At 63.6% G+C, this 13,557-nt stretch carries 15 protein-coding genes; 11 read left to right on the top strand and 4 right to left on the bottom strand.

What is annotated here, in order from left to right:
• Positions 1–9 precede the first annotated feature (9 nt).
• The 7 genes from AB4Y44_RS17425 (at position 10) to AB4Y44_RS17395 (ending at position 5,756) form a co-directional block, all read left to right on the top strand.
• On the top strand, positions 10–774 hold the full coding sequence (locus AB4Y44_RS17425; protein WP_342924890.1) for a FadR/GntR family transcriptional regulator: 765 nt from the start codon (positions 10–12) through the stop codon (positions 772–774).
• A 306-nt stretch (positions 775–1,080) separates the two neighbouring features.
• Positions 1,081–2,214, top strand: a complete 1,134-nt coding sequence (locus tag AB4Y44_RS17420; RefSeq protein ID WP_368700354.1) for a branched-chain amino acid ABC transporter substrate-binding protein — start codon at positions 1,081–1,083, stop codon at positions 2,212–2,214.
• A 173-nt stretch (positions 2,215–2,387) separates the two neighbouring features.
• The gene (locus AB4Y44_RS17415; RefSeq protein WP_368700353.1) at positions 2,388–3,272 is read left to right on the top strand and encodes a hypothetical protein; all 885 of its coding nucleotides are present in this window, start codon (positions 2,388–2,390) and stop codon (positions 3,270–3,272) included.
• A 395-nt stretch (positions 3,273–3,667) separates the two neighbouring features.
• Entirely contained in the window at positions 3,668–3,853 is a 186-nt protein-coding gene (locus AB4Y44_RS17410) for a hypothetical protein (protein WP_342924887.1), read from the top strand.
• A 59-nt stretch (positions 3,854–3,912) separates the two neighbouring features.
• Complete coding sequence (locus AB4Y44_RS17405; RefSeq protein ID WP_342924886.1) at positions 3,913–4,095, top strand: DUF6726 family protein; 183 nt, start codon at positions 3,913–3,915, stop codon at positions 4,093–4,095.
• A gap of 14 nt (positions 4,096–4,109) precedes the next feature.
• A complete protein-coding gene (locus AB4Y44_RS17400) occupies positions 4,110–4,940 on the top strand; it encodes a hypothetical protein (RefSeq protein WP_342924885.1) in 831 nt (276 codons plus the stop codon).
• A gap of 165 nt (positions 4,941–5,105) precedes the next feature.
• A complete protein-coding gene (locus AB4Y44_RS17395) occupies positions 5,106–5,756 on the top strand; it encodes a flagellar basal body L-ring protein FlgH (RefSeq protein ID WP_342924884.1) in 651 nt (216 codons plus the stop codon).
• 143 nt (positions 5,757–5,899) lie between these two features.
• On the opposite strand, the gene AB4Y44_RS17390 is transcribed toward AB4Y44_RS17395, so the two are convergent.
• Together AB4Y44_RS17390 and AB4Y44_RS17385 are read right to left on the bottom strand one after the other, a co-directional pair.
• Entirely contained in the window at positions 5,900–6,718 is an 819-nt protein-coding gene (locus AB4Y44_RS17390; protein WP_368700352.1) for a response regulator, read from the bottom strand.
• A gap of 85 nt (positions 6,719–6,803) precedes the next feature.
• Positions 6,804–7,355, bottom strand: coding sequence for a hypothetical protein (locus AB4Y44_RS17385; RefSeq protein ID WP_342922732.1), 552 nt, complete (start codon positions 7,353–7,355; stop codon positions 6,804–6,806).
• Positions 7,356–7,835: 480 nt separating this feature from the next.
• Here AB4Y44_RS17385 and AB4Y44_RS17380 point away from each other — a divergent pair, with 480 nt between their 5' ends.
• The 3 genes from AB4Y44_RS17380 to AB4Y44_RS17370 all read left to right on the top strand — a co-directional run bounded on the left by AB4Y44_RS17380 (position 7,836) and on the right by AB4Y44_RS17370 (position 10,932).
• Positions 7,836–8,768: a lysozyme inhibitor LprI family protein gene (locus AB4Y44_RS17380; protein ID WP_368700351.1), complete on the top strand. Its 933-nt coding sequence runs from the start codon at positions 7,836–7,838 to the stop codon at positions 8,766–8,768.
• Between the two features lie 78 nt (positions 8,769–8,846).
• Complete coding sequence (locus AB4Y44_RS17375) at positions 8,847–9,614, top strand: response regulator (RefSeq protein WP_342922730.1); 768 nt, start codon at positions 8,847–8,849, stop codon at positions 9,612–9,614.
• 4 nt (positions 9,615–9,618) lie between these two features.
• Positions 9,619–10,932: an ATP-binding protein gene (locus AB4Y44_RS17370; RefSeq protein ID WP_368700350.1), complete on the top strand. Its 1,314-nt coding sequence runs from the start codon at positions 9,619–9,621 to the stop codon at positions 10,930–10,932.
• A 47-nt stretch (positions 10,933–10,979) separates the two neighbouring features.
• Here the strand turns inward: AB4Y44_RS17370 and AB4Y44_RS17365 are convergent, their stop codons facing one another.
• Entirely contained in the window at positions 10,980–11,909 is a 930-nt protein-coding gene (locus AB4Y44_RS17365; protein ID WP_368700349.1) for a tyrosine-protein phosphatase, read from the bottom strand.
• A gap of 430 nt (positions 11,910–12,339) precedes the next feature.
• Between AB4Y44_RS17365 and flhC the strand changes: the two genes are divergently transcribed.
• A complete protein-coding gene (gene flhC, locus AB4Y44_RS17360; RefSeq protein WP_368700348.1) occupies positions 12,340–13,047 on the top strand; it encodes a flagellar transcriptional regulator FlhC in 708 nt (235 codons plus the stop codon).
• Between the two features lie 18 nt (positions 13,048–13,065).
• On the opposite strand, the gene AB4Y44_RS17355 is transcribed toward flhC, so the two are convergent.
• Complete coding sequence (locus AB4Y44_RS17355; protein WP_368700347.1) at positions 13,066–13,470, bottom strand: hypothetical protein; 405 nt, start codon at positions 13,468–13,470, stop codon at positions 13,066–13,068.
• Between the last annotated feature and the right edge of the window lie 87 nt (positions 13,471–13,557).

Below are 13,557 nucleotides of genomic sequence, written 5' to 3'. Positions count from 1 at the left end.
GGACACGCTGTGCACGACGTCCATGAAGGGGAAGTGATGTTCGAGCGCGAACCGATCGTTGGCAATATAACAACGCAGATCGCCAAGATTATCGGCATGCGCGTGGTCTCGGGCGAGTTTGCGCCCGGCGACGCGCTACCGGTCGAAAGCGAACTGTGCAGCGCATACGGCGTGAGCCGCACCACGCTGCGCGAAGCGATCAAGCAGTTGGCGGGCAAACGGCTGATTGCCGTTTCGCCCAAGATCGGCACACGTGTCCTGCCCTTCTCCGACTGGAACCTGCTCGACCGCGATGTGCTCGCGTGGCGCCTCAATGCGCAGTTCGACTCGAAGATCGTCGAAGACATCTTCGAAATGCGCATCTGCTTCGAGCCGCGCGCGAGCTTTCTCGCCGCGCGCCACGGCAAGGAAGAGACCTTCCAGATCATCGAGCGCCGCTACCTGGAACTGGCAAGCGCTTACAGCCAGTCTGCCCAGCATGGCGCCTCGGACATACGCGCGGCCGCCGACGCGAATCTCGAGTTCCATCTCGCCATCATCACGGCCTCGCAGAACGGCATGTTCATCACGATCGGCAACGCCATCAAGGCCGCGCTGCGCGTGTCGTCGGAAATGATGCAGCGCCAGGCCGCGAAGCCCAGCGAAGATCTCGAACTGCACGATGCCGTGCGCCGGCACATCGTCGCGCGCGAAGCCGACGCTGCGGCGGCAGCGATGACGCGCCTGCTCGAGCAGTCGCGCGACCGGATCCTGCGTTATACGATCGCACCTTGACGAGCGCGGGCGCGCTGCCGCGCTGTGCCGATTGCACCACCCGCTACTACGCACGGCTTGCGCGCGGCCGCTACCCGTGCGCACCCTGGTCTGCGCTCCCTTCCGGCCACTATGCAGAAATCGTCACGAGTCGCACGCCAATCGAGCAAGACGCGCTGATTTTCGCTACCTAGACTGCAATCGCCGATCCCGCCACGTTACGCGGCAACGCGAAACCCACAGGCATGCTCCGCAACAACTCCATATCGCACTCGCCGGCACGGAGCGTCCGGCATTGCCCAAATTGCACCTGAGGGGAAGTGAAAAGTGAAAATGAAGGTAACGCACTCCGCACTTGTAGTCGCCTGGGCATTTTCATGTGCCGCAGCGCACGCCGACGTCGTCAAGATTGGCTTTGCGGCGCCGCTCACGGGCGCGCAGTCGAACTATGGCACAGACATGCAGAAAGGCGTGCAGTTGGCCATCAACGATTTCAACGCCACCCATCCCACCATCGGCGGCAAGCCCGTCTCGTTCGAACTCGACTCGCAGGACGACCAGGCTGACCCGCACACGGGAACCGTGGTGGCGCAACGTCTGATCGACGACGGCGTCAGCGGCATCATCGGCCACTTCAACTCGGGCACCAGCATTCCCGCCTCGGATCTGTACAACCGCGCCGGCCTGCCGCAAATCTCGATGGCGACCTCGCCGGTGTATACGGCACGCGGCTACAAGACGACGTTTCGCCTGCTGACGAGCGACGCGCAAGCTGGCCGCATCGTCGGCTCCTATGTCGTGAAGACGCTGCACTACAAGCGCATTGCGATCATCGACGACCGCACCGCATACGGCCAGGGCATTGCCGACGAGTTCGCGAAAGCCGTCGAGGCCGCCGGCGGCACGCTGGTCAAGCGCGACTATACGAACGACAAGGCGCTGGACTTCTCTGCAATCCTGACCAACCTGAAGGGCCTCAATCCGGATGCCGTGTTCTATGGCGGCGGCGACGCGCAATCGTCGCCGATGATCCGCAAGATGCGCCAGCTCGGCATCAAGTCGGCGTTCGTGACCGGCGAAATGTCGCGCTCGCCCACCTTCCTCAAGATTGGCGGCAGCGCGGCCGAAGGCGCGATCGTATACATGGGCGGCCTGCCTAAGGAGAAGATGCCCGGCTTCGCCAGCTACGCCACGCGCTACAAGGCGCGTTTCCGTGAAGACCCGATCACGTACTCGCCGTACTCGTACGACGGTACGATGGCGCTTCTCACCGCGATGAAGGACGCGAACTCGACCGATCCGAAGGTCTATGGGCCGTACCTCGACAAGCTTTCGATCAAGGGCGTGTCGGCTGCAACCATTTCGTATGATTCGACCGGCGACCTCAAGGATGCGCCCGTGACCATCTACAAGGTCCAGCACGGCGATTTCAAACCGGTCGACACGATCGCGGGTAGTTGATGCCGTTCGCGGGTCCATCATGGACCCGCTGAATCTGAACACTTGCCCCCGGGTGCCAGATCGCCCATATCGTCTGCTCCCGCAATCGGGCATGACCGTTGCGCCCACGCCTCGTACGCGGCGGCACCGCCGCCCGTCGAAAGCGAAGGGAGACAGTCATGAGGCAAACCGTATTGGGCGTCTACGACAGCTATGGGAGCGCGCGTTCCGCGCAAAAGGCGCTTGGCGACGCAGGCGTCGCGCAAGCCGACATCGCCATTTACTCGATGTCGGTCGAGGCCCCAGTGGAAAAAGGGCCGCGTGTTTATGCATCCGGCGCGAGCAGTGCGGAACAACCCACGCCAGTATTCGATCAACTCGAACGCCTGTTTGCGCGGCTCTTCACGCACGGCGCGTATCCGCCGGTGACCGAGGACTACCGCGAGTTCATCCGGCGCGGCGGAGCCGTGGTTAGTGCGGACGTGTCTGAAATGCAGGTGAATCTGGCACGCGAAGTGATGCGCAGTGCGGGTGCAGCGGACATCGAGGAGCGCAGCCGTGCCTGGCACAACGCTTCGTCGGGCATCGCACCCTCTGCGAGCACGGCTCGAGCGCGCGACAATTTGCACGAGACATCGCCCGAAGCGGCAGCCGAAAAACGGCATGCGGCATTTTCCTCTGCAGTACCAACCGTTGTCAGCGGCATGCAGCAGGTCACGACGCACGCAGCGACGGAACCCGAACGAGCCTCGAATGCGGCCAAAGCGCAGCAGACGTCGGCTAGAGGCCTGGTGGGCGATCCTGTCATGGGCACCCCGCTCGACGACACGTCCTACGAGACGGAAGCCCGCAAAGACTATGACGAAGATTACGCGAACTCCGGCTTGTCCTATGAAGAATATTGCGCAGCTTACGAGCACGGCGCAACGCTAAGCCAAAACGAACGGTATCGCGAACACGACTGGCAAGGCATCGAGCCCAGTGCTCGCGAGATTTGGGAGTCGCGCTACCCGGAAAACGGCTGGGAAAAGTTCAAGGCCGCCGTGCGCCATGGCTGGGAGCGCATGAAGCGGGTTTGAGGCGACCTCCTTCCCTCTTCTTTTATTTGTTCCCAGGCTGCTGACCCAGGCAGCCTGGGAACGCGCGCTCGATTCACCTTCCTTGCCCTCCCCATCCCTTACACGGCGCGCGCCAATCGCGTTTGCGGATTTCCTTCCGTTCCAGCCCGGTTCAGCGCCTCGTCAGCGGTTCCCCCGCCGAATTCCCGCCTTTCAAACTTGCACATTCGTATACCCCTGGAAGGACTCGTAAGCGATTGGCCAAAGGCCACGCTGATTCCTGCTTCATGCAAACGCTCTGGAAGCGAAGATTTGCCTCGCCGCACGTCGATTGCCCCCGATCGGCGTAAGGCGGGGCGCGCTTCCCCCTTCTCGGCGCGCCCCTTTTTTGTTCCATTGCGCCAAGGAGGCCCTTCATGACCAGCCCTATCGGTTCGAGCAGTATCGCGCACACGTCCTCGTTGACGACGCTGGGCGAAAACCGCAACACCAAAAACTCCAGCACGGGAGGCACCGCCGGTAACCCCTTTCCGCAGCAGGAAACCGTGAATCCGGCGATGCCCGTCGGTCCGCTCGGCCACAACATCAACACTTCGGCATGACCACTTCGCCGTCACGGGAGCCGTCGACGCGGCGCTCGCCCCTGTGCCTGACATCCCGCATGTCAACGCATCTGGTGCGTGCCGCGTCGGCCGTCGCCCTCGCCTGCCTCGCGCTGCCGCTCGACGGCTGTGCCGTGGTGGCCTTTCCATGCCGGGTCGCATCGGCCACGCTGAAGATCGTGCCGCTGGTCGGCCACCCTGCAGCCGTGCCGTTCGACGCGTGCGCGGCGGCGGTCGACTGATCGAGGTCCAGCCGATGAAACGGGCGTCATTGATCGCTTTCGTTTTGAGCGCGGCGAGCCTCACGGCGCCGCTCTCGCCCGCGCATGCGGACACGCATTACGAAGGACGCGTGCAAACGTACGTCGCGCCGGCCCCCCCCGCGCCGGCGACACCGCCTGGCGAAGCGAGCGCCGTGATGGCTGCGAACGCGGCGCATGCGGCAAGCGCAGCAAAACCGCCCACACCGCCAGCGAAAAAACGAAGGACGGCGCCCGTTGCGCCGCCCGCCCGTCCGCGCGTTCCGGCGCCGGATGACACGCCCTTTGCGTTTCGCGGCATTGTGCTCGGCACGCCGCTGAGCGCGCTGCGGCAGTCGGACATGGTGCGCGCGACGCCGCACGAAAGCGAGCTGCTTTGCGAGACCGACATCGCGGGCAGCGACATCGGCATGATGGTCAAGAGCTACACGAGCCAGACGGTCGCTTGCCGGTGGGCACACCACACGGCGCAAGGCTGGACGCCCTCGCGCGCGGTCGTGGACGGCGTGCCCGCGGTGGACCATATCCTGCGCTTTGCGCACGCATCGGCCGGCGACCCGCTGCGGCTTTATGAAATGTCGTTCGTCGTGGACTCGACAACGGCATTCGACCTGCGCAACCTGCTCGCCTCGCGCTACGGCGCGCCGCGCGTGCTTGGTGCGGCTTCGCTGCCGCTGCTCGTGTGGGAGAACGCGTCGAGCACGATCACCATCTGCCTGTTGCCCGACAGCCAGCGCGCGACGCTCACCTACCTGCTCAAGCCCGCCACGCTGCGCGGCAAAGGCAGCGAGAAGACGCTCAAGCTGAGCCAGTTCGACGAAGGCTGAAACGATGCACGCCAACCCGTCGCCGGGACGAACTCGACGAATCCGCTGAATTCGCTAAATCCGATGAATCACTCTTGCACCCGCCCCATCGCCATGCCATTCGGTCAATCGGAATCCTCACTTTCCAGCGCACGCCGCACGACTCATTCGAAAGGCCTGCCGTACGTGTTGCTGTGCGCGTCGCTCGCCACGGCGCTCGCTGGCTGCGCGACGCCGGAGTCGATCGTCAACACGCCCATGACGCCGCCGCTCGCGGAACCGCTGCTGAACGTCAATACCAGTGGCGCGATCTATCAGTCGGGCACCGCCATCTCGCTGTACGAAACACCGCGTGCGCAGCGAATCGGCGATGTGCTCACGATCCGGCTCTCCGAAACCTATAGCGGCAACGATGTCGCCAGTGCCGCCGCGAAGCGCGACAGCAACATCACGGCCACCGCTGCTGACCAGTCGACCGGTGCGGCGGCGCGGCTCGCGCGCCTGTTCAATATCGGCTCGGCTTCGACCTCGTTCAACGGCAGCGGCAATCACTCGCTTTCGAGCGACATGACCGGCACGCTGGCCGTCACGGTCATCAGCAAAACGCCTACGGGCAATCTGGTGGTCTCCGGGGAGAAGATCATCGCGATGAGCGGCGAGCATCAACGGCTGCGGCTCTCCGGGATCGTTAATCCTAATGATGTGGAAGCCGATAATTACGTTGAGTCAGGGAAGATTGCTAATGCCCGGATCGAGCAGGTGGGGCGAGGGTTGCTCAATGATGCGACTACCGTCGGGTGGTTGCAGCGGATGTTTCTTAGTGTTCTTACGTTTTGAGTTTTTTGTTTGCTTTCGCGTTTTCTTGTTTTCTTGTTTTCGCGGTGGTATGCCAGTGTTGCCCCTGTGCGGGGCGCTAGCATACCGCCGCGAAAACAAGAAAATGCCAATGGTTCAAAAAGCCGAGCACAAAACAATTTCGCTCAGTCATCCTCATCATTAGGAATTTCACCTTCAAACTCATCCCCATACACACTGCCGCCCTCACCGCCCGGCTCCCGAACAGCATGTTCACCAAACCGCTCGGCAAACCCCACCTCGCCGTCCGGCACGAACACATACCCATGGCCCCAAACGGTCTGGAGATACCGCGGCTCAGAAGGATCGGTTTCAATGAGCCGCCGCAAACGCCAGATCGCGACATCGAGACTGCGGTTCCGATACCGCCCAGCCTCTCCATATACGATCTCGATAATGCGCTCGCGCGAAAGAATCGTCATCGAGTGATTGACGAACAGCTTGAGAAACGCGAATTCGCTGGAACGCAGCGGCATGCGGACTTCGTCGCGATACAGCTCCCGCGAACGGAAATCGAGTTCGAAAGGGCCAAAGCGAAACGACTCCCGGCTCTCCGGCGCGCCCGTGAGGTTCGAAATACTGCGCCGGCGCATGACTGAACGAATGCGCGCCACCAGCTCGCCCGGATCAAACGGCTTGCCCACGTAGTCGTCGGCGCCGAATTCGAGGCCCAGCACGCGGTCGATCACTTCGTTACGCGCGGTGAGCATGATGACCGGCAAGTCGTCGCCGCTTTCGCGCAAGGCGCGCAGCGCGCTGATGCCATCCACTTCCGGCATCATGATATCGAGCACGACAACCTGCGGCCGCTCGGAACGCAGCCGCTCCTGCATCGCACGCACGGAAGGCAGCGTCGTGACCGTAAAGCCACGCATCTGCAGATATTCGGCCGTGACGTCGCGCACGACCGGATCGTCGTCGACGAGAAAGATATTATTTGCCATGCGTAAATCGTAAGGGACGAGAACGAGCCGGTACAGGCCCGCAGCCTTACCAATCCTTTCCCGCGCATAGCGCGGGATACCCGTTTTACTGGTCGCTCGAGGCGGACTGGAATGAATTGCTCAATTGCGTCTGGTCGACCACCATGCTGTCCAACAGCCCCTTGAGCTTCACCGCCGCGCTCGAATAGCGGTCGGTGCCGAGACCGCGCACTTCGTAACGCCCCGTAACGGCAATATGGTTATGCATGAAGATCGTCAGATTGATCGTCGAAAGATAGGCCCGGCTTTCGTCGCTGAACGTCGGCTTGCCGAATTCGATCGATGCGTTGTACACGAGGCGTCCTTCACAACTGACCGGCTCGGTGCCGGCGCCGTAGACATCCGAAGTCACGCCGCGCTGCGCGAGCACGAGCTGCAGCGATGGCACGAAGTCTCCCGACGTGACCATGGGATTGTTCTCGATGCAGATCGAACTGAGATTGACCGGCCGCCCCGACACGAATTTAGGCGAGGAGTAATTCGACGCGACCGCGTAACCCGCCTGAATCACAGAGCCGGTCGCATCGGCCGCGGTGATGAGCGTCCATGCGCAGCCGTTGAGCGCGAGCGCCGCGGCGCACGCGGCGCCGAGTTTCACCGTGCGCGCCCTCGCACGGCTGACGGATGACACGATTTCATGTGGCATGGGAGGGGATACCCGATGCGTTGATGGGCTGCGCGGAACATGACACGTTCCCGGCAGGACTCGCCACGCATGATCGGTGCAAAGCAATGCGCGCGATGGCCCGGACATCGGTCAATGTTGAATGTCACTTTCCACTTCTTCGAATACCTCCCGTTCGGTAAGGGGTTGAACGGGCATCGTGCGCGCCTTTTCAACGCAGAGGCGCGCGCCACAAGCGCTCGACGAGCTTCGCTCATTACCGCGTGCGGCTGCGCGTGTAATGTTTCGTAAGCGCTCCTGCATTCTCCCCGCTGAATGAGACATTGCCGATTCATCGCCGCGCTATCGTTCTCACTGCGGTTCTCACTGCGGCGCCTCGCGCCTTTGCGACGCCGGACGAGCCCCACGCTGTTCCTGTCTTTCTCCTGCTATTTCAACATCATCATGGCTGCCATGAACCGAGAACCGAAAATCCGTCGCGCCCCCTTCTTCAAGCCCGGCCTGAACGCTGCCGCGATCGCGTTGTTCGCGTCGCTCGCTGGCTCGCCGTTCGCGCACGCTGCAAGCTTTCACTGCCCGCATAACGCGTCCGCTTCCGAGCGGCTCGTGTGCAACGATCCGACGCTCTCCGCGCTCGACGACAAACTGGCCGCGCTCTATCGCAGCGCCTTCGACGCGAGCACCGACACGACCGCGCTCGAAGCCGACCGCGTGAGCCAGTGGCAATGGCGTCAGCACAACTGCAAGGACAAGGCGTGCGTGACGGACTGGTACGACCGCCGCATCGCCGAACTCGAAGGCGATCTCAAGCACGGTAAACAGGCCGCCGTGCGCCGCGTGAAGGAAGGCGTCGTCGACCAGCACCTGGCCCCGTCCGCGCAGGACGCCGTGCTCGAAATGCACGGCATCCCGCCCGCGCCGAAGGAAGTTGGCGCAGCGGCCGCCCCCTCTGCGGACAGCGCGAAAAGTGTGAAGAAAGCGGGCGTGAAAGTCGTGGCTGCCGAAGCCGATGCGCCGCTGCATCTGCAAAAGATGCCGAGCGGCGTCGCCGCCGACGCGCGCCAGACGCGGCTCGCACAAGCGCAGGCACACGCGCACGGCCTGCCCCAGAAGGATGCCGCACCGTCCGGCGACGTCTCGGCAATAACCGCGAAGATGGCTGGCGCGAACTCGGCATTCGCCAAAGCGGCAGGCATGGCGTCCATCGACGCGCCGGCCGCGCAGCCCGCGAGCCCCGCGGCCACCGAAGCCGCCGCGAAGCCGGCGGCGGACCAGGCGAGTGCACAGCAGGGCGTGAGCGCACTTAACTGCGCATCCGTCGCGTCGACGGAATCCGCGCACGCTACGCAGGCATCCATCGAGCAAGGCGCCGTCGCCATGAAGTAAGAGGCCATGTAAGCTACGGCAAGAAATCTGCGGTCGCGCGCTGTTCTGCCGGTTGTCGATATCAAATAAAATACGGCGATGAGTCCACACGTTCTCATCGTCGACGACGATCCGGTCGTGCGCGATCTCCTCTCCAGCTTTCTTCGGGCCAACGGTTTCGAGGCCTCCGTCCTCCACGACGGCACGCATCTCGGTGCCCGGCTGGAACGCGAGCGGCCTTCGGTCGTCGTGCTCGACGTCATGATGCCGCGCACCGACGGCTTGCGCGCCCTCGCCGCCTTGCGCGCGCAGGGTGACGACATTCCGGTGATCTTCGCCTCCGCGCGCGGCGCAGTGGGCGATCGCATTGCGGGTCTCACGCTGGGCGCGGACGACTACGTTGCCAAGCCCTTCGATCCCCAGGAATTGCTGCTGCGTATCCAGACCGTGCTGCGCAGGCGCGGCAACGGCCCCGCGGGCGCACCCGTCGCGCGCGAACGCTACCGCTTTGGCGCCTTCGAGCTCGACTTCATGGCGCGCACGCTCGAACGTGACGGCAAGCGCGTACCGTTGCGCAGCAGTGAGTTCGTGCTCCTGAAGATTTTCACGGAGCATCCGTACCGCGTGCTTTCACGCGTGCTGATTCACGACCTGCTCCACGCAGACGGCCTCGAATTCAACGAGCGCAGCCTCGACGTACCGGTCTGGCGCCTGCGCCGCGTGATCGAAGACAATCCAGCGCAGCCGCGCTACGTGCAGACCCTGCGAGGCAAAGGCTACGTGTTCGTGCCGCAGAGCGGGGTCGGCATCGAAGGCGACATCGACCTTCCCCCAGCAGACGACAGCGGTCCCAGCCTGAACGCGTAATGGCATGAACAATCCGTTGAATACGCTGTTCGGGCGCATGGCGCTGATGTCCGCGCTCCTGCTGTTCGCCATTCAGGCATGCTGGTTCATCGTGTTCGCGCCACAGCCGCGCCGCCACGAAGTGGAAGGCTTCGAGCGCGGCCTGCTGCTCATGCTCCACGCGGCAACCAGCGCGGCGCCCGGTACGGCAACGAGCGCGGCACCCAGCACGTCTCCCAACGAGATGGACCTCGCACCGGCGCTGCGCGTGCATCTCGTGCCCACCTGGAACATGCCCGTCGACGTGCGGCTCGAAGTGCCCAGGCGCGAGCCGCTTGCCGACTTGCGCAAGCAACTCCTGCGCGACCTGCCGCCCGGCACCGAGATTCTCGCCGACCTGCACCATCGCGAAGCCCTGTGGGTGCGTTTTGCGGGCCAGCCCACGTGGATCGTCGCGCCGGTCGATCTGCCGCCGCCGCGCAACCTGCTGCCGCTGTTCGGCTCGATGCTCGCCATCTCGCTACTGCTCGCGCTGCTCGCCATGTGGCAGATGCAGCGGCCGCTCTCGCTCGTGGCCCACGCCGCGCGCGCGTTCGGCACCGGCCACCGTCCCGCGCCCGTCAAGCAGCACGGGCCGCGCGAATTGCGCGAACTGATCGGCTCGTTCAACGGCATGATGAAGCAGCTCAACGAAGCCGACGACGATCAGGCCATCATGCTCGCGGGCGTCGCCCACGATCTGAAGTCGCCGCTCACGCGACTGAAGCTGCGTGCGAGCATGATGGGCTCGGAGCGCGAGCGCGAACAGCTGATCCGCGAAGTCGATTCGCTGAACGATATCGTCCAGCAGTTTCTGGAATTCGCCCGCCAGCGGCCCGAATCGGGTCCCGAGGTGGAAGTCGATGCGCTGCTGCGCGAGCAGTTTTTTTCCGATGCCGGCGACGACGAGGATGCGCTCTTCAGGCTCGACCTGCGCGCGGGCTCGGCGTTCCGGCTGCCGCGCACGCTGCTCGACCGGCTCGTGTCGAATCTCGTCGACAATGCGCTCGAACACGGCGTGCCGCCCGTGGAAATCGCCACGCGCCGCGAAGGCGCGCAGTGGATCGTCGAAGTGCGCGATCATGGCCCCGGCATCCCGCCCGAGCGCGTGGCCGCGGCGCTCAAACCCTTCGTACGCCTTGACGAAGCACGCGGTGGCGACGGCCATTGCGGGCTGGGGCTCGCCATCGTGACGCGCCTCACGCGCAATCAGGGTGGCCACTGTGAGTTGTCCAATCACCCCGAAGGCGGGCTGCGCGTGCGTATCGCGCTGCCCGCGGATGCACGGGCCGCTGTGTAAGACCCTATTGGCCTCTGCTGACCCGCTGATTCATCGCTGTGCGCCGCTCAGACCACGAGCCGGCCGCGCAGACGATTCACCGTGTCGGACACAAGGCCGAGCCCTGTGGTGAGATAGCGGTTGAGGTCGCCGTAGCTGCCCTGCACCGCGTCGAACGCGGCCTGCAGGTAGCTGGCCTGCACGGGCTGTGTCAGATTGGTGGCATCCGCGCCCGTCGAGCGCCACGCATCGGTCAGCATGAAATCCTTCACGATGATTTCGAGCGGCACGTTGGCGATCAGCAGCAACAGCGCGCAAGCCCAGCCCACCACGTCCACGCCGGTGCCACCCGTGATCAGCAGCGGCCCCGGCGCGTCCGCGATATGTTCGAGCAGCGCGCCGTAGATCGAGCATTGCGTGCGGCCCGTCACGAGCGTGCGCCAATGCATTTGCATCGCCGCATCGAGTTCACCCGCCAGCATGCCCGCGAACGACGGCGGCTCGAGCGTGCCCAACACATTGAGCGCGAGGTAACTGGCGGTGCTGGGCGTCACGTCGGGCGCCGCGTCGATTTCCGCAGGCGTGCGCAGATCGTAGATGTTGGACAGCGCCATGCGCTCGAGCGTCGCGGCGTCGGCTGCGTTCGGCGTGAGCGCGTCGGAGCGGTAAATCAAGGCGCGGCGCACGTGCGCGCCGTCGCTCGTCGAGTAGCCCGGCGCGGCGCCGCCCAGATCGCGGAAGTTCGCGACGGAACCGATGACGGGCGTCGGCGCATCCTGCGCGCCGTCGCCTCCCGTATATTCGCCGCCACACGCACTCAGCAACGTGCTCGCGCAACCGCTCAGCGCCAGCAGGCTCACCGTGCCCTTGAGCAGCGCGCGGCGCGGCGGGTTGGCGAGCGCGCCGCCACTGCGGTTGAAGTTGCCGGTCGCGGCCACAGGCAAACGCTTACGCGCCTGCGCGAACGAAGAAGTGTAGGCGGAGAAAGACAAATTCATCGGTTGGCAGCTTATGTAGGGAACCCACAGTGTGCGCGGGCCGCTGCAACGTCGCACGTCGCATGCGTTCGGAAAGGCCGCAGTTTACCGGCAGATGCGCCTGAAAAGGTCAAAGCGCAAAACGCCGTAATAATTCTTTCCGCTTTACGGGGCATTGCGCACCGATATTTTCCGCCGGTTTGTACTTATATTCTTACCGGACCTTTCCATTTACACAAAACAGGTAATTCCCGTGCTAATGCGCAGTCATTTCCGGTTTCAAGCCATGCCTGAATATCGGCTGCGCGGGGTATTTTCTTTATGGATATTTCAAGTCCTTTCCAAATATTATTCTTGACGCTCTTAGTCGCGCTTTTATAATCGCCCGTGAATTCAGGCATTCGCCTGGGCCACCGTGGCGGTCGTCGGCTGCCTCTCGGAGTACCACGTCATGTACAAAGGCAGTGTGACCGAAGAAGCGCGTGAAGTGCTGCGCGCAATCGAGCTGATCCAGCTGGGCGCACGCATGCCTGTGCTCGAAAAAGAACTGACGCTTTCGCGCAATCGTTTGATCAGGCTTTATCGGGAACTCAAGAACGCTTCGCCGCCCAAGGGCATGTTGCCGTTTTCGGCGGACTGGTATTTCACTTGGCTGCCGAACATTCATGCGTCGCTCTTCTACAACATCTATCTGTTCCTGACCGATAGAGCGAAATGCAGCCGGCTCGACGCCCTCACGCGTGCATACCGCCTTTATCTCGAGCACTGTGAGAGCGCCGAAACCGAACGTGTGCTGAGCTTCACACGGGCGTGGACGCTGCTGCGCTTCTTCGAAGGCGGCCTGCTCACGCTGTCGAGCTGCACCGTTTGCTCCGGCCGTTTCGTGCGCCACGTGCGCGACGCACACAAGCCCACCGCCTGCTGCATTTGCATGCCGCCCGCGCGCGCCGGCATGACGCGCGCCGCACGCGCGAGTCGCACGGAAACCGACACCCCGGCAGCCACCTCCGCCACGCGAGGCCGCGCAGCAGCAGCGCTGGGCGAACTTTCGGGCACCATGCGCGAAACCATGCGCGACACGCTCGCCGAAGTCACGCGCGCCCTCGATCCAAAGCGTTCCGCGAACCGCCTGCGCCTCGTCGCTTCGGTCCCCGTCTAGGTTAAAACGGCACGTTCCTTACGCCACATCTTCATCGCGCTCTGCATCCGCCTGCAGAGCGCGAATATCGCACGCGCAAATCCGGCAGATTGCTTTGTGATCCTGATGAACGTGCTGATTCTGGCGCAGTTCGCATTGCTGCGCCGCAAGCTCGATGGCGTGCGAGTGGGCGGCCTGCCAGATCTCCCAGGCGATCTGCGCGCCGCTTTGCGAATAGTCGTCGTTGCGATCGCGCTCGAGCGCATCGGGCAGGCGCGTGTGGACTTGCAGATAGTGCGTGCGATAAAGCGCCTCGAATATCTCGCGGCGTGACGGGCGCTTCAAGCTCGCCTCTTCGCGAACGTGAGCGGATCGGTGAGGCGCAGAGACTTCATCCACATGCGGCGTCGAGGCGTGCTTCTTCTTGCGGGTGGGGAGGATCACGCGGTCGTCGTGCGGTCATACGCGCACGACGTTACGGATACCGATATTGTCGCAGGCTGTGCAAAAGAATTGGCCGGGGAATATCGC

This window comes from Paraburkholderia sp. BR10937 (assembly GCF_040965695.1).
Classification (GTDB): domain Bacteria; phylum Pseudomonadota; class Gammaproteobacteria; order Burkholderiales; family Burkholderiaceae; genus Paraburkholderia.
The sequence above is the reverse complement of the archived record's forward strand: the minus strand, read 5'-3'. Positions and strand labels throughout refer to the sequence as shown.